This window comes from Pseudomonas brassicacearum (assembly GCF_003732225.1).
GTDB lineage: Bacteria > Pseudomonadota > Gammaproteobacteria > Pseudomonadales > Pseudomonadaceae > Aquipseudomonas > Aquipseudomonas brassicacearum_E.
The window spans coordinates 161,570-185,783 of sequence record NZ_MOBJ01000034.1 but is presented as its reverse complement, the minus strand read 5'-3'; the positions used below and the strand labels follow the sequence as shown (position 1 = coordinate 185,783).

Below are 24,214 nucleotides of genomic sequence, written 5' to 3'. Positions count from 1 at the left end.
GCTCGCGATGGCGGCGCTACATTCAGCATAAATGTTGAATGCTATGGCCCCTTCGCGAGCAAGCTCGCTCCCACATTAGGTTTGATGGCGGTCTTGCGCCCGAGCATCACGGTGACAATCACCCCGACCGCAAACAGCCAGGTAATCGGTTCGATGTGTTCACCAAAGAACAGCGCCGAGAAGGCGATGGTGAAGAAGATCTGCAGCAGCTGGATCTGACTGACCCGGGCGATGCCACCCATCGCCAGCCCGGCGTACCAGGCGAAGAAACCGATGAACTGCGAGAACAGCGACACGTAGCCGAATGCCCACCAGGTTTTCGCCGAAATCTCGCCTTGGTGCTGTAGCGCCAAATATGTCACCGGGCCGATCAACAGCGGTGTCGACAGCACCAGCGCCCAGCAGATCACTTGCCAGCCGCCCATCTCCTTGGCCAACCGGCCACCTTCGGCGTAACCCAGACCACCGATGGCTATCGCCCCGAGCATCAGCAAATCACCGGCCTGAATGCTGCCGGCACCGCTGATCAACGCATACCCCAAAACCAGCGCGCTGCCCAATGCGGCACAGGCCCAGAAGGCTTTCGACGGTCGCTCATGGGACAACCACGCGGCATACAACGCCACGCACAACGGCTGCAAACCGTTGACCAGCGCGCCATGGGACGCTGGCAGGGTTTGCATGGCCCAGGCCGAGAGCACCGGGAAACCGAGAATCACCCCGGCGATCACCAACGTCAGGCCTTTGACCTGTTTCCAGGTTGGCCATTTCTCCCGTCGCCAGAGCAACAACATCGCCGCCGGAATCGCCGCGAACAATGCTCGACCCAGACCATTGAGCAGCGGATGGACTTCCTGCACCACGATCCGGGTGAAGGGCAGGGTCAGGCTGAAGATGACGACGCCGAGCAGGCCCAGAGCCATGCCGGTGTTTTCGCGCGAGGACATAACGGTAACCAGAGTTTTAAAGTGGCAGGAGAGCTTTCATCTAGCCATAAACCCCGGACTTACGCGCTTACAGCTGAGAGCAAAGTTATCCGTACAGTTGGGGGTAATCCCCCCAACGTAGGAGCTGCCGAAGGCTGCGATCCCTTAGCGATCCCAGCAACGCCACAGATCAAAAGATCGCAGCCTGCGGCAGCTCCTACGTAGTAGCTGGTTATTACCCATCCCAGCGGATTCGGACTACCTTGAATACTCCTTCCTGCCCACGTTTTTACCAGAGGAGTCATCCCCATGGCCGCGAAAAAAATTCTGATGCTGGTCGGCGATTATGTCGAAGACTATGAAGTGATGGTGCCGTTTCAGGCGCTGCTGATGGTCGGTCACACGGTGCACGCGGTGTGCCCGGACAAAACCGCCGGGCAGACCGTGCGCACCGCGATCCATGACTTTGAAGGCGATCAGACCTACAGCGAGAAACCCGGTCACCTGTTCGCGCTGAACTTCGACTTCGCCAAGGTCGATGCGGCGGACTACGACGCATTGCTGGTGCCCGGTGGTCGGGCGCCGGAATACCTGCGCTTGAACGAAAAAGTCCTGCAACTGGTACAAGCGTTCGACAAGGCCGGCAAACCGATTGCGGCGGTTTGCCATGGTGCGCAATTGCTGGCGGCGGCGGGGATTCTTGAAGGTCGCGAATGCAGCGCTTATCCCGCCTGTGCGCCAGAAGTGCGTTTGGCCGGTGGTACGTTTATCGATATTCCGGTGACTGAAGGCCACGTACAAGGCAATCTGGCGACTGCCCCTGCCTGGCCGGCGCACCCGAGCTGGCTGGCCGGTTTCCTCGGTCTGCTGGGTACCAAAATCACCTTGTAAGCAGAGGTCTGCGCATGTGCGAGCTGTACGTCAAAGCCGACCCGATCCTGTACGAGTCACGCTCGCGCTCGCTGCGCATCTGCGGAGTGGTGACCACGCTGCGGCTGGAAAACCAGTTTTGGGACATCCTCAGCGAAATCGCCGAAGTCGATGGCATGACCACCAACCAGTTGATCGCCAAGCTCTATGAAGAGGTGATGGACTACCGGGGCGAAGTGGTGAATTTCGCCTCGTTTCTGCGGGTCAGCTGCACGCGTTACCTGTGCCAGCGCCGGGTGACGGCGCCGGAGTTGTCGGTGGTGCGCGCGGTGGTGAAGTAGAGCTGCCTGGTCTTTACTCTGAAGCGCGTAACCTCTTAATCGCCAAGGAGAACGAGCATGTCTGGATGGTACGAGTTGAGCAAAAGCATCAATGGCCAGTTTCGCTTTGTGCTGAAGGCGGCCAACGCCGAGACCATTCTCACCAGCGAGCTGTACACCACGCGCAGCGCCGCCGATAGCGGCATCGCCTCGGTTCAGAGCAATAGCCCACTGGATGAACGCTACGAGAAAAAGTCCACCAAGGATGGCCATCCTTACTTCAACCTCAAGGCCGCCGACCATCAAATCATCGGTAGCAGCGAGGCTTTTCCTTCCGACGCCGCGCGGGAAAAAGGCATCGCCAGCGTCAAGGCCAATGGGCCGACCACGGTGATCAAGGACAAAACCTTGCCGGTGCTTTGATCACACCTCTTCAAGACCTGTACAGATATCCTGTGGGAGCGAGCTTGCTCGCGATGGCGGCATAACATTCGACGGAGATGTTGAATGTCAGATCGCTATCGCGAGCAAGCTCGCTCCCACAATGGTTATGTATGCGCCTGGAGGTCAGCGCAATGTGCTCAACAAATCCTGCAACTGGCTGCGACCGGTTTCACCCAGTGGGAATATCGGCAGACGCGGATCGCCAGCTTCCAGTCCGGTCATGCGCAGACCGGCCTTGATGGTCGCCGGCAAACCGCCCTTGAGGATGAAGTCCAGCAGCGGCAACTGGCGATAGAACAACTCCCGCGCCTTGCTCAGGTCATTGGCCAACACCGCCTGATGCAGCGCGCCATTGAGCTGCGGGATCAGGTTCGGTGCCGCCGTGCACCAACCTTTGGCGCCCGCCGCGAAAGCCTCCAGCGCCAGCGTATTGCTGCCGTTGTAGAACGGCACCTGACCTTCGCCGAGCCATTGCAGTTTGTGCATGCGCTGGATATCGCCTGTGCTCTCCTTGACCATGGTCACGTTTTCCACGGCATTGAAAATCCGCAGGATCAGTTCTACCGACATATCGGTGCCGCTGGTGGCCGGGTTGTTATAGAGCATGATCGGCACGCCGATGCTTTCGCCGATGGCGCGATAGTGGGCGAGGATCTCGGCTTCGCTGAGTTTCCAGTAGGACGCCGGCAACACCATCACCACGTCGGCGCCATGCGCCTCGGCGAAACGCGCGCGGCGCGCGGCTTTGGCGGTGGTCAGGTCGGAGACGCTGACGATGGTCGGCACGCGCCTGGCCACATGCTTGATGCTGAACTCGCTGACCTGATCCCACTCGGCATCGCTCAGGTACGCACCTTCGCCGGTACTGCCCAGCGGGGCGATGGCGTGTACGCCACCGTCGATCAAACGATCGATGGAGCGACCCAGGGCATCCAGATCGATGCCTTCGCCATTCGCGGTGAACGGGGTGATGGTGTAGCCGATGATGCCGTGAATAGAAGGGGTAGACATGAGGTCTCTCCGTTTAAGCAAAGGGGTGGGTTCAGTTCAGGCAATCGGCGTGTTGACGCAGGTTCTGCCGAGCGTAGTAGTTGAAGGCGGCGCCGTGGCGTTTGGGTCTGGAAATCCAGTCATGGGCTTCGCGACCGAGCGCCGGCAGAATCGGTTTGAGTTCACCGGCCGACATCGCCAGCAGTTGCAACTTGGCCGCACGCTCGATCAATTGCGCGATGACACAGGCTTCCTCGATGGTTCTCCCAGTCGACAACTGACCGTGGTGGGAAAGTAGAATCGCCCGTTTGTCACCCAGGGCGCCGGCGATGATTTCACCTTCTTCGTTACCCACCGGCACACCTGGCCAGGCTTCGAGAAAGGCGCAGTCTTCATAGAGCGGACAGAGGTCCATGTGCGAGATTTCGAGCGGCACTTCCAGCATCGACAACGCCGCAATGTGCGTTGGGTGCGTATGAATGATGCAGTTCACATCCGGCCGGGCGCGGTACACCCAGCTATGGAAACGGTTGGCCGGGTTGGGCATGCCGTGACCTTCCAGAACTTCCAGGTCTTCGTTGACCAGCAGCAGGTTGCTCGCGGTGATTTCGTCGAAACCCAGGCCCAGTTGTTGGGTGTAATAGGTACCGGGTTGCGGGCCACGGGCGGTGATTTGCCCGGCCAGACCAGCGTCGTGGCCGTTCTCGAACAGAATGCGGCAGGTCAGCGCCAGCTTTTGCCGGTCGGTCCACGTATTATCCGCCAGCGTGTTTTGCATCTGCGAAAGCGCCTGCTTGATGAGTTGGTCCTTGGGTAGTGCTAATGTCTTGGCCATATCGGGTGTCCTTTGCAGTAATCAATGGACGTCGGATGTGTTTCTCCCACTGCTCGCAAAGTCGTTGGGTGAACACAAGTGACACTTAAGAGGCTATATGACACTTTGTGTCATTGGCAAGGACTAATCGTTGCCTCCTTGATGGATTAATCGCTCCACATGTCTATCCGTTTGAAATTACTGCGAAAAAAACTCGGTGTTACGCTGGAGGCCCTGGCCGAAAAATCCGGCATGACCAAGAGTTATCTGTCGAAAGTCGAGCGCGGGCTGAACACCCCGTCCATCGCTGCGGCGCTGAAACTGGCCAAGGCGCTGAACGTCAAGGTCGAGGAATTGTTCTCCGAGGAAACCATCAGCCTTGACAGCTACAGCCTGGTGCGCGCCGAAGAGCGCCAGTCGCTGGCGGCCAATGATCAGGCTCCGGGTTACGCGGTGCTGGCCCATCAGGTCAGCGAGCGCAGTCTGCTGCCGTTCATCATCTATCCGCCCAAAGAGTTCAGCGACAAGACTTTCAAGGAGCACATGGGGGAGGAGTTTCTGTTCGTCCATGAAGGCCAGGTAGAAGTCGACTTCATGAGCGAACGAGTGATTCTGAACCGTGGCGATGCGCTGCACTTCAACGCGCAAAAACCCCATCGCCTGCGCTCGGTGGGCGAGGTGCAAGCGCAGTTGTTGGTGGTGGTGCATAGCGGCGAGGAGTGATTCGACTGCAAAAGCATCGCGAGCAAGCTCGCTCCCACAGGGGGGACGTCGCAGATCAAATGTGGGAGCGAGCTTGCTCGCGATGGCGTCGATCCCGGCGCCACTAAACCTCGACTGGAACGGATAACTTCGGGCTACCCAACGCATGGCTCTTGGAATCAAAAAACCTCAGCTCCACCGCAGTCCCCTCAAACACCTTCGCATAATGCCGCTTCTGGCTCTGGATGAACGCGGCGCTGCGCGGGTAAATCGAGACCGCCACGGTCTTCGGTTGCGCCTGACGCAGGGCATGAATGATGTGATTGTCCTGCTTGCCAAGGCTGTGGCCGAAGATGCATAGCGCGTCGCTTTGCTTGAGCAACTGGTCGTAGCAGAACGACAGGTAATCTGAACTGCGGATGGTTTTGAGCTTGTCTTCAGAGGTGCCTTCGCTGACGAACAGCGGTACATCGTCCAGCGTCTTGATCGTGTTGTTGATTGCAAAGCTGCCCAGCAACGTGCCTTCGGTCGAGGTCAGTTTACGTGCGGTGCCATCCTGATTGCGCACCAGATGCAGGCCACCGTGCAGGTAGAGCAGGCGGGTTTTATCAGTGGCGCTGACACTCAGCTCAAAGCTCGGCTCAGAGCCATGGAACAGGTCGCTGATGGTGTCGGGGTTGTGCTGAATCGCCCAGTAGTTGAGCAGGTCGTAGTTGGTAGTGAACACCGTCGGATACGTGCTCAATTCCTGATGGATCGCTGCCAGGCTTGTGGCCTGCACCAGGCGCCACGGGATGTGCACGGCGTGCACGGTGTTGATCAGCGCTTCCTTGATCGCGTAGTAGCGATTGCGCGGTGCGGCGGAACTCACGGCCAGGGCCTTGTTCACTCGGCTGGTGGTTTTCAGCGCCCCCAGCACTTGTTCGAAACTGCGGGTTTGCATCGCGTCGAACACGCTCAGTTCGGACTGGCTCAACGGCTTTTCTTCGACCGTGCGGGCATTGTCGAACAGCGAGTCGTAACCGAAGTCATCCCACACCGCGCGACTGGCGCCGTTGCCCACCAGCAGGCCGCTGAACGAGGTGGTTGCGCGCAACGCATTCCAGTCTTCTAGTCGGGCATCAAATTCCTGGAAATCGGTCATCGCGTTGGTCATCTCAAGCAGGTGGAGTGCAGGGCGCAGACTTTATCACGACCGGGTGTTGAGCCAGATCAACATGCGCGGTAACTGATGGGTCGATCCTTTGGGTATCCGCTGAATCGGGGTTTCCGGTTCGGCCCTATCGAAGAGGATCGGTCATGACCAGCACGTTTTTCATTCCCGCCGTGAACATCATGGGCACCGGTTGCCTCGACGAAGCCGTGAACGCCATTCGCAACTATGGCTTTCGCAAGGCCTTGATCGTGACGGACGCAGGATTGGCCAAGGCTGGCGTGGCAGCCCTGATCGCTGAAAAGCTCGCGATGCAGGACATCGACTCGGTGATTTTCGACGGTGCCAAACCGAACCCGAGTATCGCCAACGTCGAGAGCGGCCTGGAACTGCTCCAGCGCAGCCAGTGTGATTTCGTGGTCTCCCTGGGCGGCGGCTCGCCGCACGACTGCGCCAAGGGCATCGCGCTGTGTGCCACCAACGGCGGGCATATCAGCGACTACGAAGGTGTCGATCAGTCGGCCAAGCCGCAGTTGCCGCTGATCGCGATCAACACCACAGCCGGCACCGCCAGCGAGATGACCCGTTTCTGCATCATCACCGACGAATCGCGTCACGTGAAAATGGCCATCGTCGACCGCAACGTTACGCCGCTGCTGTCGGTCAACGACCCAGCGCTGATGGTCGCCATGCCCAAAGGCCTGACCGCCGCCACCGGCATGGACGCCTTGACCCACGCCATCGAAGCCTACGTTTCCACAGCGGCCAACCCGATCACCGACGCCTGCGCGTTGAAAGCGATCGAGCTGATCAGTCGCAACCTGCGCCTGGCTGTACGCGACGGCAGTGACATGATCGCCCGGGAAAACATGGCCTACGCGCAGTTCCTCGCCGGCATGGCATTCAACAACGCATCGTTGGGTTTTGTGCACGCCATGGCTCACCAGTTGGGTGGCTTCTACGATTTGCCCCACGGCGTGTGCAACGCGGTACTGCTGCCGCACGTGCAGAGTTTCAATGCCGCCGTCTGCGCCGAACGTCTGACGGTAGTGGCGCACGCTCTGGGTGCCGACACGCGCGGCGTCAGCCCGGAAGAGGGCGCCCAAGCGGCCATCATGGCGATCCGCGCGTTGGCCAAGGATGTGCAGATCCCCGGTGGTTTGCGCGACCTCGGCGCCAAGCTGCAAGACATCCCGATCCTTGCCGCCAACGCCTTGAAAGACGTCTGCGGCCTGACCAACCCACGGGCAGCGGATCAGCGGCAGATCGAGGAGATCTTTCGTAGCGCGTTTTGAATGGCGGTGTTGAACGGGTTGAATCGACAGACCGGGCAGGCGATAGTGCATGGCTGATTTTTATCGATTGATGACGTTCACAAGGAACAGGGAATGACCTTGAAATACAGCTGGCTGGGGTGTGTGGCAATGAGTGGTGCGCTGGGCGCGACCCAGGCGTATGCCGAGTGCGAAACACCGCCATTGCCCGAGGGCGTGCCGGGATACTCGGTATGCAAGGACTGGCCGGCTTACGATGGTCAGACCATCACCGCGCTGTCGCAAATTGAGCCGGATCCGACCCAGAGCGATGAGCCTGATGGCATGGGCATGTACGACTTGAAACTGGCCGTGGTTTCCAATGTCGACGGCAAGCCGCTGGCCCGCTATTCCAAAGCCTCGGTGTTCAGTTCCGATGCCGTCCGGTTCGATGGGCTGAGCATCGACACTGCGCGCTACAAACTCACCTCCGACCTGCGAGCGTTCGGCGTGCGCGCAGGCTTCACCGGCTCGTCGCGGGCTAACCCATTCGACGAGGCCTGGCTGTCGCTGTATGTGCGCGAAGGCAACTCGTTGCGCCCGGTGCTGGAGCAACTGGTGATCGAGTCGAGTAACGGTGAGTGGGATACCAACTGCGCCGGCGAGTTCTCGCATACCAAACGCACCCTGGACATGGCCAAAACCAGCAGTCATGGTTTCGCCGACCTGATCGTCAAATCGGTGACCACCGGCTCACAAAACTCGGTGAAGAATGGCGATTGCGAATCCAAAGATACGGTAGGGAAAACGGTACTGACGACGCTACGGTATGACGGTCAGCAGTATGTTGTGCCGAAAGAGTTAAAAGGGCTCTGAACCGATGCTCTCAGGCCTCAACCACCTGACCCTGGCAGTCACCGACCTCGACCGCAGCGTGGCGTTCTATCAGGGCCTGTTGCAACTGCATCTCGACGCCACGTGGGACAGTGGCGCCTATCTGTCGTTGCCGGGGTTGTGGCTGTGTCTGTCTCTCGATCCGCTGCGCGAGCCTGAGGCGGCGGTCGATTACACGCATTACGCGTTCAGCGTCGGCGCCAGCGACTTCCCGGTGTTCGTTGAACGACTGCGAGCAGCCGCAGTTCTAGAGTGGCGAGACAATCGCAGCGAAGGCGCGTCGTTCTATTTTCTGGATCCGGATGGGCACAAGCTCGAAGCCCATGTCGGGGATCTGGCGTCGCGGCTTGAAGCGTGTCGCCAGAAACCCTATGCCGGGATGAGGTTTTTCACACCGTAACAGGGCGGTATCGCCGCATACGCTATTCTGATCGACAATGTGGGCGCTCGTCGGGTACGCACGCTGTATCAGCGTCATGAGCTGGCAATTACCCGGATTTGCGGGGTAATGTTCATCGGTTTCGCCGTCAACGCCTTGCTGCATGCGGTGCCGGGGTTGTTGGCGAACAAGGTTTGAGGCTGCACGCAAGGCTGCGACAGCTGCATCAGGACATCCTGTTTAGCGATGGCCGGGTCCAGGGATTGATACTCACGGCTGTACCTTTGGACAGTGTCTATCTTTGATGACCACCAGAAATTCCGCGCCGCTGGCAAGTTACATCGATCTTTTGCTCGACGTCGTGTGTGCGGTCGATAGCCAGGGGCGTTTCGTATTTGTCAGCGCCGCCTGCGAGCAAGTGTTCGGTTACACCCAGGACGAGCTGATCGGCCAGCCGATGATCGAGATGGTCCACCCGGCCGATCGCCAGCGGACCCTGGACGCCGCCCGGGAAATCATGCGCGGCCAGCCCAACCCGAACTTTGAAAACCGCTACCTGCGCAAGGATGGTCAGGTAGTGCATCTTCTCTGGTCAGCGCGTTGGTCCGAAGTCGACCAATTGCGCATCGCCGTAGCCCGTGACATCACCGAGCGCAAACAGGCTGAGTCCCGACAGGCGGCACTGTACGCGATCTCCGAAGCTGCCCATGCCGCTGAGGATCTGCTGGCGCTGTTCAAACGCATTCATCAACTGATCGGCGAATGGTTGCCGGCGTTGAACTTCTCGGTAGCGCTCTACGACGAGCACTGCAAGCAATTGAATTTCCCGTACCACGTCGACGATCACGATCACGAGCACGAGCACGATCCGGTGTTTACCGTTACTGGCCAGCTCTGCGCCGAAGTCATTCGCACGGGGCAGTCGGTGCTGGTGACGCCCGACCAACCTGCCGCGATGCCCGGACTTTGCGAGGTCATGAATGGCCAGGATTCACCCTGTTGGCTGGGTGTGCCGCTGAACTCACAGAAAGGCACCATCGGTGCGCTGATTGTCAAAAGCGTACCCGGTGGCGAACGCTATACCGAGCGCGACAAGGAGCTGCTGCAATACGTCTGTGCCCAGGTCGCGGCGGCCATTGAGCGCAAGCAATTGCACACCCGGTTGCAATACATGGCACAGCACGATCAATTGACCCGCTTGCCTAACCGCGAACTGTTGCGTGAACGCATGACCGCCGCCCTTGGTAAAGCCAGAATAGAGTGCGGACGCATGGCGTTGCTGTACGTTGACCTGGACCATTTCAAACAGGTCAACGACACCTACGGCCATGGCGTCGGCGACATGTTACTGCAAGCCGTGGCTAATCGACTGCAAGGCTGCGTGCGTGAGTCCGACACGGTAGCGCGCATTGGTGGCGATGAGTTTGTCGTCCTGCTCGACAGTGTTCAGGCGGCCGAAGATGCGGCGCGGGTGGCGATCAAAATCCGCCAGGTACTAGGCCAGCCGATGCGTCTGGACAGCCATAGCCTGAACATCATGCCGAGCATTGGCATCGCGCTTTACCCCGAGCATGGCAGTGAGGAAAAGCAATTGTTCAAGCACGCAGATGAGGCCATGTACGCTGCCAAGCGCTTGAGCGGGCGCCTGGACCGCGTCTGATTCGACTTTGGCGCGGGCGCCGTTCGTCGCGGCAGGCTCAACTTTTCTAAACCTTTGTGGTGTTTTAACTTCAGACGTCAGGCGGGGATGCCCGCTGCACTCATTTGCCTGTTCAGGAGGGCGTGACCATGAAACGTATGGCCAGCCGGTTACCGACCATCAGTTTTGCCGTGTTGCTGGGCCTGGGCGCCAGCAGCGCTTTTGCCCAGTCGCCAGCCGAATTCATCAACGACGCCTCGGCCAAAGGCATGGCCGACATTGAAGCCAGCCGCCAGGCTCACCAGAAAACCGAATCCAAAGAGGTCAAGGATTACACGATTGTGGTGATCAACGACCGCACCACGGCCAACCAGCACCTGGCGAAAATCGCCAAAAAACTCGATCTGCCCGTTGCCCCTAGAGATGAGGTGGCCAGCAAGGCCAAGGCGCTGATTCCTGAGGTCAAGGACGGCGACTCGTTCGATGCGGCCTTTGCCGCCAGCCAGGTACAGACCACCCAGGAAGCCATCGAGCAGCTGAAGCAGGAAGCCCAAACCACCAACGTCCCGGAGATCAAGGCCTTCGCCGCAGAGACCCTGCCCAAACTCGAAAACCACCTGCAAATGGCCAAAGCCCTTCAGGCCAGCCGTCAATCGGGTCGGGTGGATGGCTGACGCAGGTGTGCGCGCACGATCCGTAGCAGCTGGCGAAGCCTGCGTTCGAGGGTGAAACCCTCGTAAACCGTATTCTCGATACCTCAGAAATGATGCGGTGTCAGATTTACAAGATCGCAGCCTGCGGCAGCTTCTACGGATTTGACGGCTCGGCGTAGGAGCTGCCGCAGGCTGCAATCTTTTGAGGCTGCCAACACTTGACTGACAGGCATTAGCCTCAGCCGGGTTTTTTGTTCAGCTCGACAGCTTCACCCCAACCGTCCAGCTGAAATACCCCAGCGCCTCACAACTGCTGTTCACCAGCATGAAACTCAGCTCGCACTGCTCGACACCTGCGCTCAGTTGCTGGCAGTGCCAGTAGTGGTCATCGGCTTTCACTGCGATCGGTTCGGTGGGGGCTTCCGGGTTGGGGGCGGGCAAGGTCTGGCCGTTGTGCACCACCAGATGCGGTTTTGATAACACACCGGCGTTGCTCACAGACAGGGCATAAAACACCACGCTGTGTTCGGCCTGCAGGCCGACGGTTCGGCCACGTAAGTGGAAGGTTTTTGCGGAGTTCGCGGCCAGCTCAATGCAGGTGCCCTTGGCCTCTGGCGTTGTCCCTTGGGTTATGCCAAAGGTAAAAATGAAGCCGTCTTCGATCACGGTCGGATTCTGGGGGTCGAGGCTCGGTTTTGGGTAGCGAGTGAGCAGGGTTTCGGCGTCGACAATAAGCAACACATTGGTTGCCTGCTCAGTGGTGGGTGACGGGCTTGCGCTGGTATCTGTGGACATCACGGCTTCCTTTCATGATGTGGGTGGATCGCGGCGCACCGCTGCGGCTTACGCAAGACATCCAGTTTCAGTCGGGGCGCGAGACAGAGGAGAAAGCCCCTTGTCGCCAAGGGGCCGTCCAGATCAGTTATGGATGGTGATGAACGGATCCCACGAGCAGCAACCAACAATCTGGCAGTCCCGGTCCACGATCAGGAAGTGGAAGTGATAGGTCACGCTGCCGGTAGAAAGGGTTTCCGAAGACCAGTAATGGTTATCGACTTTCTGGCAGCTAGGCACCGACGGGTTGCTGGTGTTTGGCACGGCAACACACGCGGTGGCTTTGCGCGGAGTCGGCATCGAGATCAGTTCATTACCCACGTTGCCAATGAACTTGTAGAAAATCACTGCCTTTTCGAAGCTCTGCGACAGGCTGGTTTCGCGCCAGCGAATCAGGTCACCGACGCAGGCTTTCAAATTCAGTTCGCCACCGGCCTGGCCATTGATCACGTTGTCCCGGTTGGTGACCATGTACACGTGATTGACATCAATCATTGTTGGCGCGTTAGGGTTTTTGCTGATGTTCGGGTAGTTTTTCAAAAATGGTTTCGGTGTCGATCGAAACAAGCACATCCGTGACTCGAGACATAGTAAAGCTCCTTGATCATAGTGAGCGTCTGGCATCTACCAGACGCAACAACGCTTGATTGCCTTGCGGCTGTTGTAAGCGCGCTATTACGGGGAATCCACCGATCACAGGGTACGAGCTGGCCTGGCTCCTTGCCTATAAAAGTGACCGGCCCGGGTTCCTTCCAACAGGCCGCGTCTGCACTATAGATGCCGATCTGAAGCTGTCAAAACAGAGGGATCTTCACTCGACGAGCGGTCGTTTTTCTTCTAACTTCCGATGATTTGGCGATAAGGAAACAGCAATCCAAAACGTTTCCCATGTGTTGATTTCCCTCTAAATCGTGTGCCATTGAGTAACGATTACCGATCCCGGCAGCTTCACTTCCAGGGTGTCGGCGAATTGACCGTCGATGGCTTTGAGCAGGCCTTGCGCAGGTGTCCGACCCAAGCTGATAGCCTTGAGTCCGGAGCTTGCAACCATCAGCGCCTTGAGGTCTTTCAAAGGGCCTTTGATGGCTTTGGCACTGGACAGATCCTTGGTGTGCAGCAAATCGGGCGAGGCGAAAAACTCCGCATTCTCCAGTCCCGCCGCCGTCATCTGCTCCAGGTTGTCCGGGTCAATTTCCGCGTAATGCGTCGCGCCCCCGAGGAATTTTCGGTTCGCTACCTCGCCGTCGATCGCCAGCAGAAAGAAGGTAAACGCCGTGTTGCCCAAGCGCACCCAATCATCCTGATTGGTGTTGCTGCCCTGGGTTCTTTGCAGGGTTTTGATCTTGCGGTGCACCAATTCAAAGTTTGATGAAATGGTGTTGAACGGCGGGGGACCGTCCTTTGACGTGGTGTAGTGCCGGAGGGTGAATTTTTTGTCCGCGACTTTGGCGAGCTCAGCGTCGGTCGCTTTCTTGTCGCTGAATTTCAGACTGTCGTCCGTGACCGATTGCATGATCTCGAACGGCTGAGTCCGGTTCTGTGGCTGGTAGTTCGTCTGGTGCTGTTCATACATGTCCAGCGCTGAAGCCGGTTTTTGCGAAGAAGTCGAGGCAGCGCTGGGTGGTTGAGTCAGGCAGGGGCCTTGGTGATTGGATTTGCACACGACACATAGCTTGGGGACTAAAAACGCTGTGGGTTTGGGTGCGATGGCGGGCGCTGCTCGAGGGGGTGGTGCGGATGCGTTTGATGAAGAGGCCTGGGGACTTTCGACTCGGGGAAAGACGCTGGTGCTCCTGGGCTTTTGACCCGCAGGCGGCGTGTTTGGCGTTGCCGGAGACGGCACGATGGGCATGGGGCCCTTGCCCGCATTCGATCCAGAGGTTCTCGGCACAAGTAGTCACTCTCTTGTTGTAGTAGACGGTGCTCCGTTACAGCTTGAAGCGATCGCCCACGTTTATAACCGAGGTCTGTGTGAGGGTTGCCGGGGGAATTGTTAGATGAAATTTCCTACGTGTGGTGAAGCATGTTTCTTACGTGGATCACAGCAACTGCAATGCATCCGGACGCGCCCCTGGAAATACGTTCTGCAACTGCGAAGCGGACAAGCCCCATGTCCTGCCAAGCAAACCACCGAGCAGGTTCCGGTAATTGTTGAGCACCGGGTAATCGCGGTTTTGCAGCAGGCTTTGCGGATTGACCGCCACCTGTTCGCCAACAATGCGCCCGCCGCGAACATTGCCACCGAGTACCCAATAGACCGTGCCATGCCCGTGGTCGGTGCCCCTGGCGCCGTTTTCACGAAAGGTGCGGCCGAACTCCGAGACCACTACCACGGTGGTGTTGTTCCATTCATCACCCAGAGCCTGGGCATAGGCGGCCAGACCTTCACCGAGGTTCGCCAGGTTATTGGCCAATTGGCCGCTGGTGCTGCCCTGGTTGACGTGGGTATCCCAGCCGCCGACATCGACGAAACCCAGTCGGTACTGGTCGCGCATCAGTGTTGCCATGCGCCGGGTCTGGGCAGCAAAGTTCTGCGCATTCGGCGCACCACGATTGGCCTTGATCATCTCGTCCTGCGGATCCCTTGATACCTGCTGGCGCAGTTCAAGGCCATCGGCTGCGGAGGCGGCGTAGGGTGTGTTTTTGTACATCGACGAGAGAATCGCCGATTGCCGAGCATCGAAGGCCGGTTTCGAGGCACCGCGCAACGAGATGTTGGGGATGGCGTTGCCGCCCTGAAAACTCAGGGGCAAGGCATCGGTGAAGGCAATGGGCGCACTGTTCGGCACCTGACGCGACAAGCGTGCGAGAAAGCCCGAGTCGTAACGGTTGCGCTGTTGGGTCGGTTCGCCAGACTCGATGTTGTCCTGCGTTTCGAAGTGGCTGCGGGACAGATCATCGGTCCCGGCGAACGGCACGAAGGCGATCTGTTTGCGTTGCCACAACGGGTAGATCGAATCACGTAAAACCGGGTTCAGGCCCCAGTGGCTATCCAGTGCAATGGCGCTGTTGGGGTTATGCGAGTCAGGCCGGGCAATGGCGAGAGTCGGACGCGACTCGTAGTAAAAATCGCTGGAACAGGGCACCAGCAGGTTGTTGCAGTCGTAGCCGCCGCGAAGAAAAACGATCAGAAAGCGTGGCGCCGAAACGGGGGCGGCGAACAGCTTTGCACAAAACGACAAGGACGGCAGCGTCGCGGCTGCCGCAGCGGCAATCAGCAGTTCTCGACGATTCATGGCGGCACCTCATCACGCAGCTTAGCGGTTATTGAAGTCAGGTGAGGCGAGCAAAAAGGTGTTCCATTCCTGAGGCGACACGGCCTTGTTCAGCGCACCAAGGGTCGCTGCTGAAAGGTGTGGAGAGATGACCTCGTAGAACAACGGTGTGGTAATCAGCGGAAATCCGGGGCCGGGCAGGTTGCTACCTTCCGGGGTAAACAAACGGTTATCCCCACGCCCGATTGCCCGGGCGATTTCGAAGCGTTTGGACATCTGCCCCGAGCTCGACCAACCGCTCGATTCCAGCGGCCAGCCATCCGGTGTCACGCGACCGAACACCGGTTGCCCCAACTGATTGAGCCAATTGATCATCGGCCTGGCGTTGGCCAGCGGTTTACCGTCATAGGCCAGCCGCACCGCCGACACCACAAACTGCATCGGGTCCTTGAACTTGGTGCCGGCACTTTGCAGTAATTCCCTGGACTCGAACAACGTGCGCATCACTTGGGCGATATCGCCGTCGCTGTCCTGAAAGGTCTTGGCCATCCGGTCCACCAGCGCCGGCGGCGGCTGATCGGCCACGAAGTATTCGGCCAGCTGTTGCGAGACAAAATGGGCACAGGCTTTCTGCCGGGTGATCAGCTCTACGGCCTGACGAATCTCGTCAAAGCCGCTGCCTCTGATCGGTTGGCCGAGTAGCACCTTGTCGCTGAAATCGTGACGACGCGGATTGAATTCGAATACCCCTTCGCGCACCACCAAGGCCTGTAACCGAGGCGCAAACTTCTGTGTACGGCCATCGAGCGGGATCAGCCCGGCGCCGGTCAGAATCAACGCCAGTTGCTGGACGTCTTGCTGGGTATAGCCGGAGCCGACGCCCAGGGTGTGCAGCTCCATCAGTTCGCGGGCGTAGTTTTCGTTGAGTTTGCCCCGAGCGTTTTGCGCGTTGTCGAGGTACTCAAGCATCGCCGGACTCTTGAGGGTGGCCATCACCAGATCCTTGAACTTGCCCAAGGCATGTGGGCGGATCGTGCGTTCGGCGTAGTCCGCCGTCAGCACCCGTACCCGAGCTTTGCCCTGAAATACGCTGAAGTGGTTGAGCCAGAAACCCACCAACTGCTCCTTGAGCTGATTGGGCCCATACACCGCACGCAACAGCACGGCTTCACGCGCTTGCTCTGCGAGTTCGTTGGCTTGTTGTTGCAGGTCTTTTTTCGCGGCGTTTTTGGTGTCGCCTTCGGGCATGGCCTTGAGCTGTTCCTGCTGGCTCTTGAACGCGAGCAACAAGGGTTCGGGCGGCGTGCTCAATACCGGATAGCTGTGCAACAGTGCGTTGATCGCGGGTGGCAGCGGGTCGTTGATACGGTCGGCCAATTGGGCTTGAAGCAGCCCCTCGCGGCCCATGTTGCGCAAGCGCGCCAGGTTGGCGGCATCCAGATCGAAGCCATCGCGGCGTAGCCAGGCAATGTCGCTCGGGTTGAGCGCGGCGGGTGTACCGGCCGAGGCCAGTGTGGGAAACAACAAGCAGGCCGACAGGCACAACGGGCGCAAAACGGCAGATGGCACGTGCATGTAGGAGGTTCCCGAGTATCAAGAGAGACGTCGACAGCAGCCAGTGTAGTTTCCACTCGTGTAGCTGACGCGATGCTGAAGAACGTGCATTTAAAACGGCGGGCAACCGGCGCGTTCCGCGATCGTGCGAAGGCTCTATGCCGCTGGTCGGTCAACTTTTCTTTACATACTTCCGGTGGGTGGGTTCAGGTATTAGACAGATATCTGCTGGTACAAATATTCATACGCCAAGCAGGAGCGTGGCGGTAAAGGGGGCATGGTTTTACGGGGTTACTCTATTGGCCGATGAGCCTCAGGAGGCAACATCATGTTGTTACGTTACGCGGCATTGGTAGCAGTGGTCATCGCGGCGTCCGGTTGCGTACAGGAGCGGGTGGTTCACGACCGGCGTCCGCCGCCACGCGAGTACGTCGAAGTGATCGCACCGCAACCACCACCGGTGCGGGTCATTGAGGTGGAGCCAGAAGGTCGGCAGGGTTATGTCTGGTCGCGCGGTTACTGGCGCTGGGAAGGCGGACGTTATGTCGCCGTTCGCGGGCACTGGGAACCGGAACGCCGGGGCTATCGTTACGTGCACCCGCATTGGGAACAGCGCAACGATGGCTGGCATTGGCAAGGCGGCGGCTGGGTCCACTAGATCCAGCGTTTCGCCGAATCAAAAAGAGCGACCTGCATAGGTTAATACCTGTCAATCAAGGCACAAACCTGTGGGAGCGAGCTTGCTCGCGATAGCGGTGGGTCAGTCAACATTGATGTTGAATGTAATGCCGTCATCGCGAGCAAGCTCGCTCCCACATGGATTGCGCTTAACTGACTGGCATTGCCTGCACAGGTCGCTCTTTTTTTGTGTCGGTCTTTTGATATGAACCTGCGGGCTTGTCTATCGATCGCGCTTACCCGACATCGGCGTAAGCACCTTCACCACATCATCCACCCGAGTCTTGACGAACTTGGCAGGGCTGTCGCTTACTGGCGCCCCACGAGCGAAACGCAGAGTCTAGCGCGTCGCTCACATCCTGACCCGTCACAGGAGTACGCGATGAGCTGGTCTGCCAAACAGTATGTGGCTTTCGAAGATGAGCGCACGCGCCCGGCGCGCGACTTGCTGGCTGCGATCCCCAACACCGATGCGCGTTCGGTGATCGATGTCGGTTGCGGTCCCGGTAACTCCACCGAATTGCTGGTGCAGCGCTTTGCCAACGCCACGGTGCGTGGGCTCGACAGCTCGGTCGACATGATCGACGCTGCCCGCAAGCGCTTGCCGGACGTACGTTTCGACACCGCCGATATTGCCACCTGGAGCGAGCCTGGCCCGTTCGATGTGATCTTTGCCAACGCGGTGTTCCAGTGGCTACCCGACCACGCCACGCTGTTGCCGTCGCTGGTGGCCAAACTCGCGCCGGGTGGCAGCCTGGCAATTCAAATGCCCGACAACCTCGATCAACCGTCGCATCGGATGATGCGTGAAGTCGCCAGCAGTGGTCCTTGGGCCAACAAGCTGGCGGACGTCGCCGGGCAACGGACGACCCTGGACGATGCCAACGGTTACTACCAGATACTGCGCGCCTGCTGCTCGCGGGTCGATGTGTGGCGCACTACCTACCACCACCCGCTGGCAGGTGGTCCTGCGGCCGTGGTCGAGTGGTTCAAGGGCAGCGGCTTGCGGCCGTTTCTTGAACCGCTCGACGAGGCGGAAAAAGCGCAGTACCTCGCGCACTATCTGGAAGCACTTGAACCGTTCTTCCCGGTACTGGCCGATGGTTCGGTGCTGCTGCCGTTCCCGCGTTTATTCATTGTCGCGACTCGCTAAGCGCCGCTAACCTCAGCCCTGTTGCAACACTTTCAACGCCGCCGAGGCCAGAAAGCCGGAGCGGCTTTTCTCTTCCGGGTGGTGCAGCACGTATTCGTCAATCCGTGTCAGCAAATAGCCGGGTAGGGTGATGTTGAGTTTCTGTGCCTTGCCCAGGTACTTGGTGACGTCGATGTCCACCAATGCCCAGGTGACTCCGGCGTACTGCGGATTGGCCGCGTGCACGGTGACTTTGTTGGCGGGCGGAATCGCCGAGCCGTCTTCGGCGAGTATCTCGAAGTGGCCTTCGATGGCTTCGCGCGCCATGGCGATTGCATCGTCCAGGTCATCGCCAGCCGAGAAGCAACCCGGAATGTCCGGCACTTCCACGCCCCAGGCGTGTTCGTTATTGCCCATTGAAATCGCAATTGGGTAAAGCATGTTCGTTGTCCTCTGGGTGCTGTGCGCCGATTCAATACAGCAGGGCCTGTTGCAAGATGCTGACGGCAGTCTTCGTCAGTAAATCCTTTTTCGGATGTGGGACGGTGACCAGGCCGGGCTTCGTGGGATGCTTGAAGTGGTGGTGACTGCCCCTGACCCGTACCAGATACCAGCCGTCTGCGACGATTTGGGTTATCAAATATCGGCTATTCACATCACTTCCCTGTGCTGTGTAGGTGGTTACTATACCTACTGAAATTTAGTTATCAACACTATAACCACCACTGTCGGCGGCAGAGCGGATGAATGGTAGGGAACAGTGTAGGAACCACAGCAAGGCGTGGCGTTCGGGAGCAGCGCTGGAGTGTTTCTGATTCCTTCAACGCCAGCGCAACGCGTGTTTTTGCTGAATGGTGGGCATAAAAATACCGGTCACTGAGGACTAATGCCTTAACTGGCAGGCATTAGTCACTGAGGACCGGTTTTCTTGTCTCTGCATCCCCCCACAGAGAAAAACCGATGCCGAGCATCACGTAGTCGCTACTCAAGCAGCTGATCAATCAACACCGCATTGGTATAGATCAAGCTTCCATCGCTCGCTCGATGCCCGACCAGATGGAACTGACCGCGCGAGTGTTGCAAATAGACGCGCATTTGGCAGTCGGACAAAGGGCCGTATCCCTCTGGAATGACCAAATCCATTGAGCTCATGTCCACATCGACCATGGCTTCGGGCTCATGGGTCGTCTGCAGGCGTTCTTCAGCTTCCTCCAGGCGCAGATGGAGGGGGCCGTCGACGTCAAAATGGATCTCCCCCACCGGTATGGACTTTTGGTTGCCGCTGATTTTGCACCAGCCTTCGATCGTCAAGGCGCTCATGACGAAACCTCCGTAGTGGACTGCTGGACTCTGTAGCTCGGGCCGCTTCTGGTCGATCCCTATTTCTGAACCGTCCGTAATCAGAAATTAAGTATAGCTGGCAACCGGGACTCGCTTGGGGGAGGTCGGACTCGACCCTAATCATTTTGACTGATTGGAAACAAGTCGCTACGCCTAATTTAGTCCCGGGAGACGTTAGGCTGAATACCTACAGTCATAGATAGCGAACAGGTTTAAACAATTAACTTGATGTTGAAGTTGGAATATCCGGGTATCAGGTTCTTCAGGAAAAGCGCTCGTTCCGTTCCTGAACTATACTGCTTGCTGACTTTGCCATCGGGAGTGGTGGTACTTGTCGATCCTGCTGGAACGTCAGATTGATATTAATTTGACGATGCTGTTGAGTGGCGATGCTTTTGCGTAACAAGCGAGTAACAGGAACAGGATGAAGAGAAAATGGCAACAGCAATTATCTTGATTCTAATCGTTGTTGCATCAGTGTTGTTCAACATACTGGCGCCTTGGCACGCGACCCCGGCAGCTTCCAACTGGGGGTCAATAGACACCACCCAGTTCATCACCCTGATCATGAGTGGAATATTTTTCATCGCCGTCACGGTATTCATGGCGGTAGCCGTGATGCGTTATCGTCACAAGGAGGGTGCCAAGGCGGCCTACCAGCCGGGAAATAAAAAGTTGGAGGTATGGTTAATTATCGTTACGTCGGTTGGTATTGCCTTGATGTTGGCGCCAGGCCTGGTTGTTTACAGTGATTTCGTCCGGGTGCCGAAAAAAGCTTATGAACTTGAAGTGGTCGCCCAGCAGTGGCAGTGGGCCTTTCGTTTTCCCGGCCAGGACGGGAAACTGGGCAGATCGGATATCAAGTTTGTTGATTCCACCAACCCCTTCGGCCTTGACCCCAAGGACCCTGCCGGGCAGGACGATGTACTTGTACTAAACAGTGAAGTTCACCTTCCACTCAATCAACCGGTAAAAGTTTTACTGCGTTCTAAAGATGTACTGCACGATTTCGATGTACCGCAAATGCGCGGCAAGATGGACATGGTGCCAGGGATGGTGTCGTACTTTTGGTTTACGCCAACTAAAACCGGCAAATATGAAATTATCTGCGCTGAATATTGTGGCGTGGGGCATTACAACATGCGCGGCCATATGATCGTGGACGAACAGGACGCTTTCGATCAATGGCTGAGCAGCCAACCGACTTTTGCGCAGACAGTAGCGACAGCGGCCAAGCCCAGTCGGGACAGCGTGCTGGAAAAAGGCCGCCTGTTGGTCGAAAAGCTCGGCTGCGGTGCCTGCCATAGCCAGGATGGCAGTGCCAGTCTCGGCCCGGGATGGAAGGGGTTGTACGGCCGCACCGAACAGCTTGCCGATGGCTCCAGTGTGCTGGTCGATGAGGCCTACCTGAAAGCGGCGATCCTCGATCCGAAGGCCCGACGGGTGCAGGGCTACCCGCCAGTCATGGTGGCCTATACTCTCAATGAAGATGAACTGGGTGCTCTCGTCGCCCTGATCAAATCACTGGGTACTGCGCGCCAAGGCGATGAACTTTCTACCGGCGAAGCGTCGGGCTCGGGTGACGACCTGGTGGCGCAGGGACAGCGGCTGGCCAAGTCGTTCGGCTGTCTGGCCTGCCACAGTGTCGATGGCAGCAAGGGTGTCGGCCCCAGCTGGCAGGGCCTGTATGGCAAGACAGAAACCTTTGCCGACGGTACGACAATAAAGGTCGATGAGGGCTATATCAAAGAAACGGTTCTTAAGCCCAATACCAGAATCATCAAGGGCTATGCACCCGTCATGCCGACCTTTGCGCCGAGTGATCAGGAGTTGAATGCACTGATCGCTTTTATCAAATCCAAAGCGAATGCCGGCGCTGATGCAAGCAAGGCGGAGCTAGGGAAGTAGCCGTAAAGAAGCCAGAAATACACCGAAACTTCAGTTGGAGGATGACGTGATGGCCTATGCGGAGCAAGCCGAAACAGAAGCACTGCACGAGCCCAAAAGTTTCCTGACCAAATATATCTGGAGTCAGGACCACAAGGTCATCGCCATTCAGTATTCCTTGACGGCTATATTCGTGGGCATCATCGCCGTGGTGTTGTCCGATTTGATGCGCTTGCAGATAGGCTTCCCCGGTAGTTTGGGGTTCATGGACGCCAGTACTTACTATCAGGCGATGACCATGCACGGCATGATCATGGTCATTTACTTGCTGACGGCATTGTTTCTGGGTGGCTTCGGCAACTATCTGATCCCGCTGATGCTGGGCGCCCGCGACATGGTCTTCCCCTACGTCAACATGCTGAGTTACTGGACTTACCTGCTGGCGGTTCTGGTGTTGCTCGCCGCTTTCTTTGTCCCCGGCGGCCCCACGGGGGCGGGCTGGACGCTCTATCCACCGCAGTCCATTACCAAGGGGACACCGGGGACCGAGTGGGGCATCGTGCTGATGCTCGTCTCACTGGCGATTTTTATTGTCGCAACCACCATGGGCGGGTTGAACTACGTCACCACGGTGTTGCAGGCGCGCACGCACGGCATGACATTGTTTCGCATGCCGCTCTCCGTATGGGGAATCTTCATGGCCTCGATCATGGCCTTGCTGGCTTTCCCGGCGTTGTTTGTCAGTGCGATCATGACGCTGTTTGACAAGCTGTTGGGCACCAGCTTCTTTATGCCGGCGATCATCTCGCTGGGGCAGCAGCTCGATCACCAAGGTGGCAGCCCAATATTATTCCAGCATCTGTTCTGGTTCTTCGGCCACCCGGAAGTCTATATCGTTGCGCTCCCCGCGTTTGGTCTGGTCTCCGACTTGATCAGCACACATGCGCGTAAAAGTATCTTCGGCTACCGAATGATGGTGTGGGCCATTATTGCAATTGGCGTACTCAGCTTTGTGGTCTGGGCACACCATATGTATGTCAGCGGAATGAACCCCTACTTTGGCTTTTTCTTCGCCACCACCACCTTGATCATCGCGGTGCCGACCGCACTGAAAGTCTACAACTGGGTGCTGACCCTGTGGCGGGGCGACATCCATCTGACCGTGCCGATGCTGTTTGCCCTGGCCTTTATCGTCACCTTCCTGGTCGGTGGTCTGACCGGGTTGTTTCTCGGCAATGTGATCGTGGATATTCCGCTCTCGGACACCTATTTCGTCGTCGCCCATTTTCATATGGTCATGGGGGTCGCACCGGTACTGGTGGTGTTCGGCGGCATTTATCATTGGTTCCCGAAAGTAACCGGGCGGATGACGAACGACACCCTGGGCAAGCTGCATTTCTGGATTACCTTTCTGGGCACCTACGCCATCTTCTTCCCCATGCACTACCTGGGTTTTCAGGGCATGCCACGCCGCTATTACGCCTATGACAACTACGCGTTCATCCCGCAGTCGGCGCAAGAATTGAATGCCTTCATTACGGTGGTCGCATTGACCGTCGGCGTTTCCCAACTGCTGTTCCTGTTCAACCTGGCCTGGAGCGTATTTAAAGGCAAGCCCGCAGGCAGTAATCCCTGGGGCGCGGCCAGTCTGGAATGGCAAACGCCGGACACCCCGCCGATACACGGTAACTGGGGAGCGAAGCTGCCGGTCGTGCATCGCTGGGCCTATGACTACAGCGTGCCGGGGATAGAACAGGATTTCGTTCCGCAAACGGTCTCCGACGAGGAGCTGGAGCAGATGCGTCAACTCAGTGCCGGAACCAAAATAGCGGACGTTAAAACATGAACAGACTGCTATTGAAAAACGCCGACAGCGCTGACCCCGGCGGCAGTTGGAGTCGCGATCCTGAGGGTATTCAGGCCACCGAGGGTGCCGATAGAATCCAAAACGCAAGAATAGGCCTTCGCTTGTTTCTGGCCGTGGTGAGCTCGTTATTCTTTCTCTTCCTGGTCGCCTTTATCGAGCGCTCACAGATGGCCGACTGGCTACCCCTGACAGAGCCCTTGGCGCCGTTAGCCAATCTATGGCAGCTATGGCTGAATTCGGCTTTTCTGGTACTCAGTTGCATCGCATTGCAGTGGTCGCGTATGGCCGCCCGACAGGCTCGACTGGACGCAACTGTCATCGGCTTTGCGTTGGGGGGCGTATTTGCAGTTGCCTTTCTGACGGGACAACTCTGGGTCTGGCAGCAGTTTGTCGCCTGGGGCTACTTTGTCGCCAGCAATCCGGCCAACAGTTTCTTCTACCTGTTGACCGGCCTGCATGGGTTCCACCTGCTGGGCGGGCTGATCGCCTGGAGCAGAACCGTCGCTAAATTCCTGCACCACGTGCCGCTGCCGCAACTCAGCGCCAGCGTGGAGCTCTGTGCCATCTATTGGCATTACCTACTGGGTCTTTGGTTCGTGCTATTCGCTCTGCTGACCAGCACGCCGGCAACCTATGAAGCCATCGCCAGATTCTGCGGCCTGAGGTGAA

The 24,214-nt window shown here is 58.0% G+C and carries 25 protein-coding genes and 2 pseudogenes; 15 read left to right on the top strand and 12 right to left on the bottom strand.

The window, feature by feature from the left end:
* Nucleotides 1-41: 41 nt before the first annotated feature.
* Nucleotides 42-947 (bottom strand): DMT family transporter, encoded by a 906-nt coding sequence (locus BK659_RS25400; protein WP_123428184.1) that lies wholly within the window; start codon nt 945-947, stop codon nt 42-44.
* Between the two features lie 288 nt (nt 948-1,235).
* Here BK659_RS25400 and BK659_RS25395 point away from each other — a divergent pair, with 288 nt between their 5' ends.
* Genes BK659_RS25395 through BK659_RS25385 form a run of 3 tightly spaced genes read left to right on the top strand, consistent with a single transcriptional unit; the run spans nt 1,236 to nt 2,539 of the window.
* Complete coding sequence (locus tag BK659_RS25395) at nt 1,236-1,817, top strand: DJ-1/PfpI family protein (RefSeq protein ID WP_123428182.1); 582 nt, start codon at nt 1,236-1,238, stop codon at nt 1,815-1,817.
* 14 nt (nt 1,818-1,831) lie between these two features.
* Nucleotides 1,832-2,137, top strand: a complete 306-nt coding sequence (locus tag BK659_RS25390) for a ribbon-helix-helix domain-containing protein (RefSeq protein WP_123428180.1) — start codon at nt 1,832-1,834, stop codon at nt 2,135-2,137.
* Nucleotides 2,138-2,194: 57 nt separating this feature from the next.
* Nucleotides 2,195-2,539 carry a YegP family protein gene (locus tag BK659_RS25385; protein ID WP_123428178.1) on the top strand — a complete coding sequence of 115 codons (345 nt, stop codon included), beginning with the start codon at nt 2,195-2,197 and terminating at the stop codon, nt 2,537-2,539.
* 144 nt (nt 2,540-2,683) lie between these two features.
* Here the strand turns inward: BK659_RS25385 and BK659_RS25380 are convergent, their stop codons facing one another.
* Together BK659_RS25380 and BK659_RS25375 are read right to left on the bottom strand one after the other, a co-directional pair.
* Nucleotides 2,684-3,571 carry a dihydrodipicolinate synthase family protein gene (locus BK659_RS25380; RefSeq protein WP_123428177.1) on the bottom strand — a complete coding sequence of 296 codons (888 nt, stop codon included), beginning with the start codon at nt 3,569-3,571 and terminating at the stop codon, nt 2,684-2,686.
* 31 nt (nt 3,572-3,602) lie between these two features.
* Nucleotides 3,603-4,385 carry an aldolase gene (locus tag BK659_RS25375; protein WP_123428174.1) on the bottom strand — a complete coding sequence of 261 codons (783 nt, stop codon included), beginning with the start codon at nt 4,383-4,385 and terminating at the stop codon, nt 3,603-3,605.
* 159 nt (nt 4,386-4,544) lie between these two features.
* Between BK659_RS25375 and BK659_RS25370 the strand changes: the two genes are divergently transcribed.
* Entirely contained in the window at nt 4,545-5,087 is a 543-nt protein-coding gene (locus tag BK659_RS25370; protein WP_123428173.1) for a helix-turn-helix domain-containing protein, read from the top strand.
* 103 nt (nt 5,088-5,190) lie between these two features.
* Here the strand turns inward: BK659_RS25370 and BK659_RS25365 are convergent, their stop codons facing one another.
* On the bottom strand, nt 5,191-6,210 hold the full coding sequence (locus BK659_RS25365) for a DUF4917 family protein (RefSeq protein ID WP_123428801.1): 1,020 nt from the start codon (nt 6,208-6,210) through the stop codon (nt 5,191-5,193).
* 155 nt (nt 6,211-6,365) lie between these two features.
* Here BK659_RS25365 and yiaY point away from each other — a divergent pair, with 155 nt between their 5' ends.
* The 6 genes and pseudogenes from yiaY to BK659_RS25335 all read left to right on the top strand — a co-directional run bounded on the left by yiaY (nt 6,366) and on the right by BK659_RS25335 (nt 11,058).
* Nucleotides 6,366-7,514: an L-threonine dehydrogenase gene (gene yiaY, locus BK659_RS25360; RefSeq protein WP_123428171.1), complete on the top strand. Its 1,149-nt coding sequence runs from the start codon at nt 6,366-6,368 to the stop codon at nt 7,512-7,514.
* Between the two features lie 93 nt (nt 7,515-7,607).
* Nucleotides 7,608-8,348: a PA3715 family protein gene (locus BK659_RS25355; RefSeq protein WP_123428169.1), complete on the top strand. Its 741-nt coding sequence runs from the start codon at nt 7,608-7,610 to the stop codon at nt 8,346-8,348.
* A gap of 4 nt (nt 8,349-8,352) precedes the next feature.
* Nucleotides 8,353-8,766 (top strand): fosfomycin resistance glutathione transferase, encoded by a 414-nt coding sequence (gene fos / locus BK659_RS25350; RefSeq protein ID WP_123428167.1) that lies wholly within the window; start codon nt 8,353-8,355, stop codon nt 8,764-8,766.
* Nucleotides 8,767-8,769: 3 nt separating this feature from the next.
* Nucleotides 8,770-8,943 (top strand): annotated as a pseudogene (locus BK659_RS25345) (LysE family translocator); the annotation flags it as partial.
* Nucleotides 8,944-9,049: 106 nt separating this feature from the next.
* Nucleotides 9,050-10,405, top strand: a complete 1,356-nt coding sequence (locus BK659_RS25340) for a sensor domain-containing protein (RefSeq protein ID WP_123428165.1) — start codon at nt 9,050-9,052, stop codon at nt 10,403-10,405.
* 128 nt (nt 10,406-10,533) lie between these two features.
* The gene (locus BK659_RS25335; RefSeq protein WP_123428163.1) at nt 10,534-11,058 is read left to right on the top strand and encodes a DUF4142 domain-containing protein; all 525 of its coding nucleotides are present in this window, start codon (nt 10,534-10,536) and stop codon (nt 11,056-11,058) included.
* Between the two features lie 234 nt (nt 11,059-11,292).
* On the opposite strand, the gene BK659_RS25330 is transcribed toward BK659_RS25335, so the two are convergent.
* The 5 genes and pseudogenes from BK659_RS25330 to BK659_RS25310 all read right to left on the bottom strand — a co-directional run bounded on the left by BK659_RS25330 (nt 11,293) and on the right by BK659_RS25310 (nt 16,661).
* Entirely contained in the window at nt 11,293-11,832 is a 540-nt protein-coding gene (locus tag BK659_RS25330; RefSeq protein WP_123428161.1) for an AidA/PixA family protein, read from the bottom strand.
* 123 nt (nt 11,833-11,955) lie between these two features.
* Nucleotides 11,956-12,460, bottom strand: a pseudogene (locus tag BK659_RS25325) (inclusion body family protein).
* A gap of 315 nt (nt 12,461-12,775) precedes the next feature.
* Nucleotides 12,776-13,723 carry a hypothetical protein gene (locus tag BK659_RS25320; RefSeq protein WP_148050455.1) on the bottom strand — a complete coding sequence of 316 codons (948 nt, stop codon included), beginning with the start codon at nt 13,721-13,723 and terminating at the stop codon, nt 12,776-12,778.
* 187 nt (nt 13,724-13,910) lie between these two features.
* Nucleotides 13,911-15,107, bottom strand: coding sequence for a DUF1501 domain-containing protein (locus BK659_RS25315; RefSeq protein ID WP_123428158.1), 1,197 nt, complete (start codon nt 15,105-15,107; stop codon nt 13,911-13,913).
* Between the two features lie 21 nt (nt 15,108-15,128).
* Nucleotides 15,129-16,661, bottom strand: coding sequence for a DUF1800 domain-containing protein (locus tag BK659_RS25310; RefSeq protein ID WP_123428156.1), 1,533 nt, complete (start codon nt 16,659-16,661; stop codon nt 15,129-15,131).
* A gap of 307 nt (nt 16,662-16,968) precedes the next feature.
* On the opposite strand from BK659_RS25310, the gene BK659_RS25305 reads away from it, so the two are divergent.
* Complete coding sequence (locus tag BK659_RS25305) at nt 16,969-17,298, top strand: YXWGXW repeat-containing protein (protein WP_123428153.1); 330 nt, start codon at nt 16,969-16,971, stop codon at nt 17,296-17,298.
* Between the two features lie 402 nt (nt 17,299-17,700).
* On the top strand, nt 17,701-18,471 hold the full coding sequence (gene tam, locus BK659_RS25300; protein ID WP_123428151.1) for a trans-aconitate 2-methyltransferase: 771 nt from the start codon (nt 17,701-17,703) through the stop codon (nt 18,469-18,471).
* Between the two features lie 12 nt (nt 18,472-18,483).
* Here the strand turns inward: tam and BK659_RS25295 are convergent, their stop codons facing one another.
* From BK659_RS25295 to BK659_RS25285, 3 genes are all read right to left on the bottom strand, one after another.
* Complete coding sequence (locus BK659_RS25295; protein ID WP_123428150.1) at nt 18,484-18,891, bottom strand: type II toxin-antitoxin system HicB family antitoxin; 408 nt, start codon at nt 18,889-18,891, stop codon at nt 18,484-18,486.
* Nucleotides 18,892-18,922: 31 nt separating this feature from the next.
* Nucleotides 18,923-19,105, bottom strand: coding sequence for a type II toxin-antitoxin system HicA family toxin (locus BK659_RS25290; protein WP_095082823.1), 183 nt, complete (start codon nt 19,103-19,105; stop codon nt 18,923-18,925).
* A 326-nt stretch (nt 19,106-19,431) separates the two neighbouring features.
* Complete coding sequence (locus BK659_RS25285) at nt 19,432-19,770, bottom strand: hypothetical protein (protein ID WP_123428148.1); 339 nt, start codon at nt 19,768-19,770, stop codon at nt 19,432-19,434.
* A 456-nt stretch (nt 19,771-20,226) separates the two neighbouring features.
* Between BK659_RS25285 and BK659_RS25280 the strand changes: the two genes are divergently transcribed.
* The 3 genes from BK659_RS25280 to BK659_RS25270 are packed head-to-tail and all read left to right on the top strand — an operon-like array spanning nt 20,227 to nt 24,213.
* Nucleotides 20,227-21,699 carry a cytochrome c oxidase subunit II gene (locus tag BK659_RS25280; protein ID WP_123428146.1) on the top strand — a complete coding sequence of 491 codons (1,473 nt, stop codon included), beginning with the start codon at nt 20,227-20,229 and terminating at the stop codon, nt 21,697-21,699.
* A 49-nt stretch (nt 21,700-21,748) separates the two neighbouring features.
* Nucleotides 21,749-23,524 carry a cytochrome c oxidase subunit I gene (gene ctaD, locus BK659_RS25275; RefSeq protein WP_123428144.1) on the top strand — a complete coding sequence of 592 codons (1,776 nt, stop codon included), beginning with the start codon at nt 21,749-21,751 and terminating at the stop codon, nt 23,522-23,524.
* On the top strand, nt 23,521-24,213 hold the full coding sequence (locus BK659_RS25270) for a cytochrome c oxidase subunit 3 (RefSeq protein WP_123428142.1): 693 nt from the start codon (nt 23,521-23,523) through the stop codon (nt 24,211-24,213). The genes ctaD and BK659_RS25270 overlap by 4 nt, the downstream gene beginning before the upstream one ends.
* Nucleotide 24,214 lies beyond the last annotated feature (1 nt).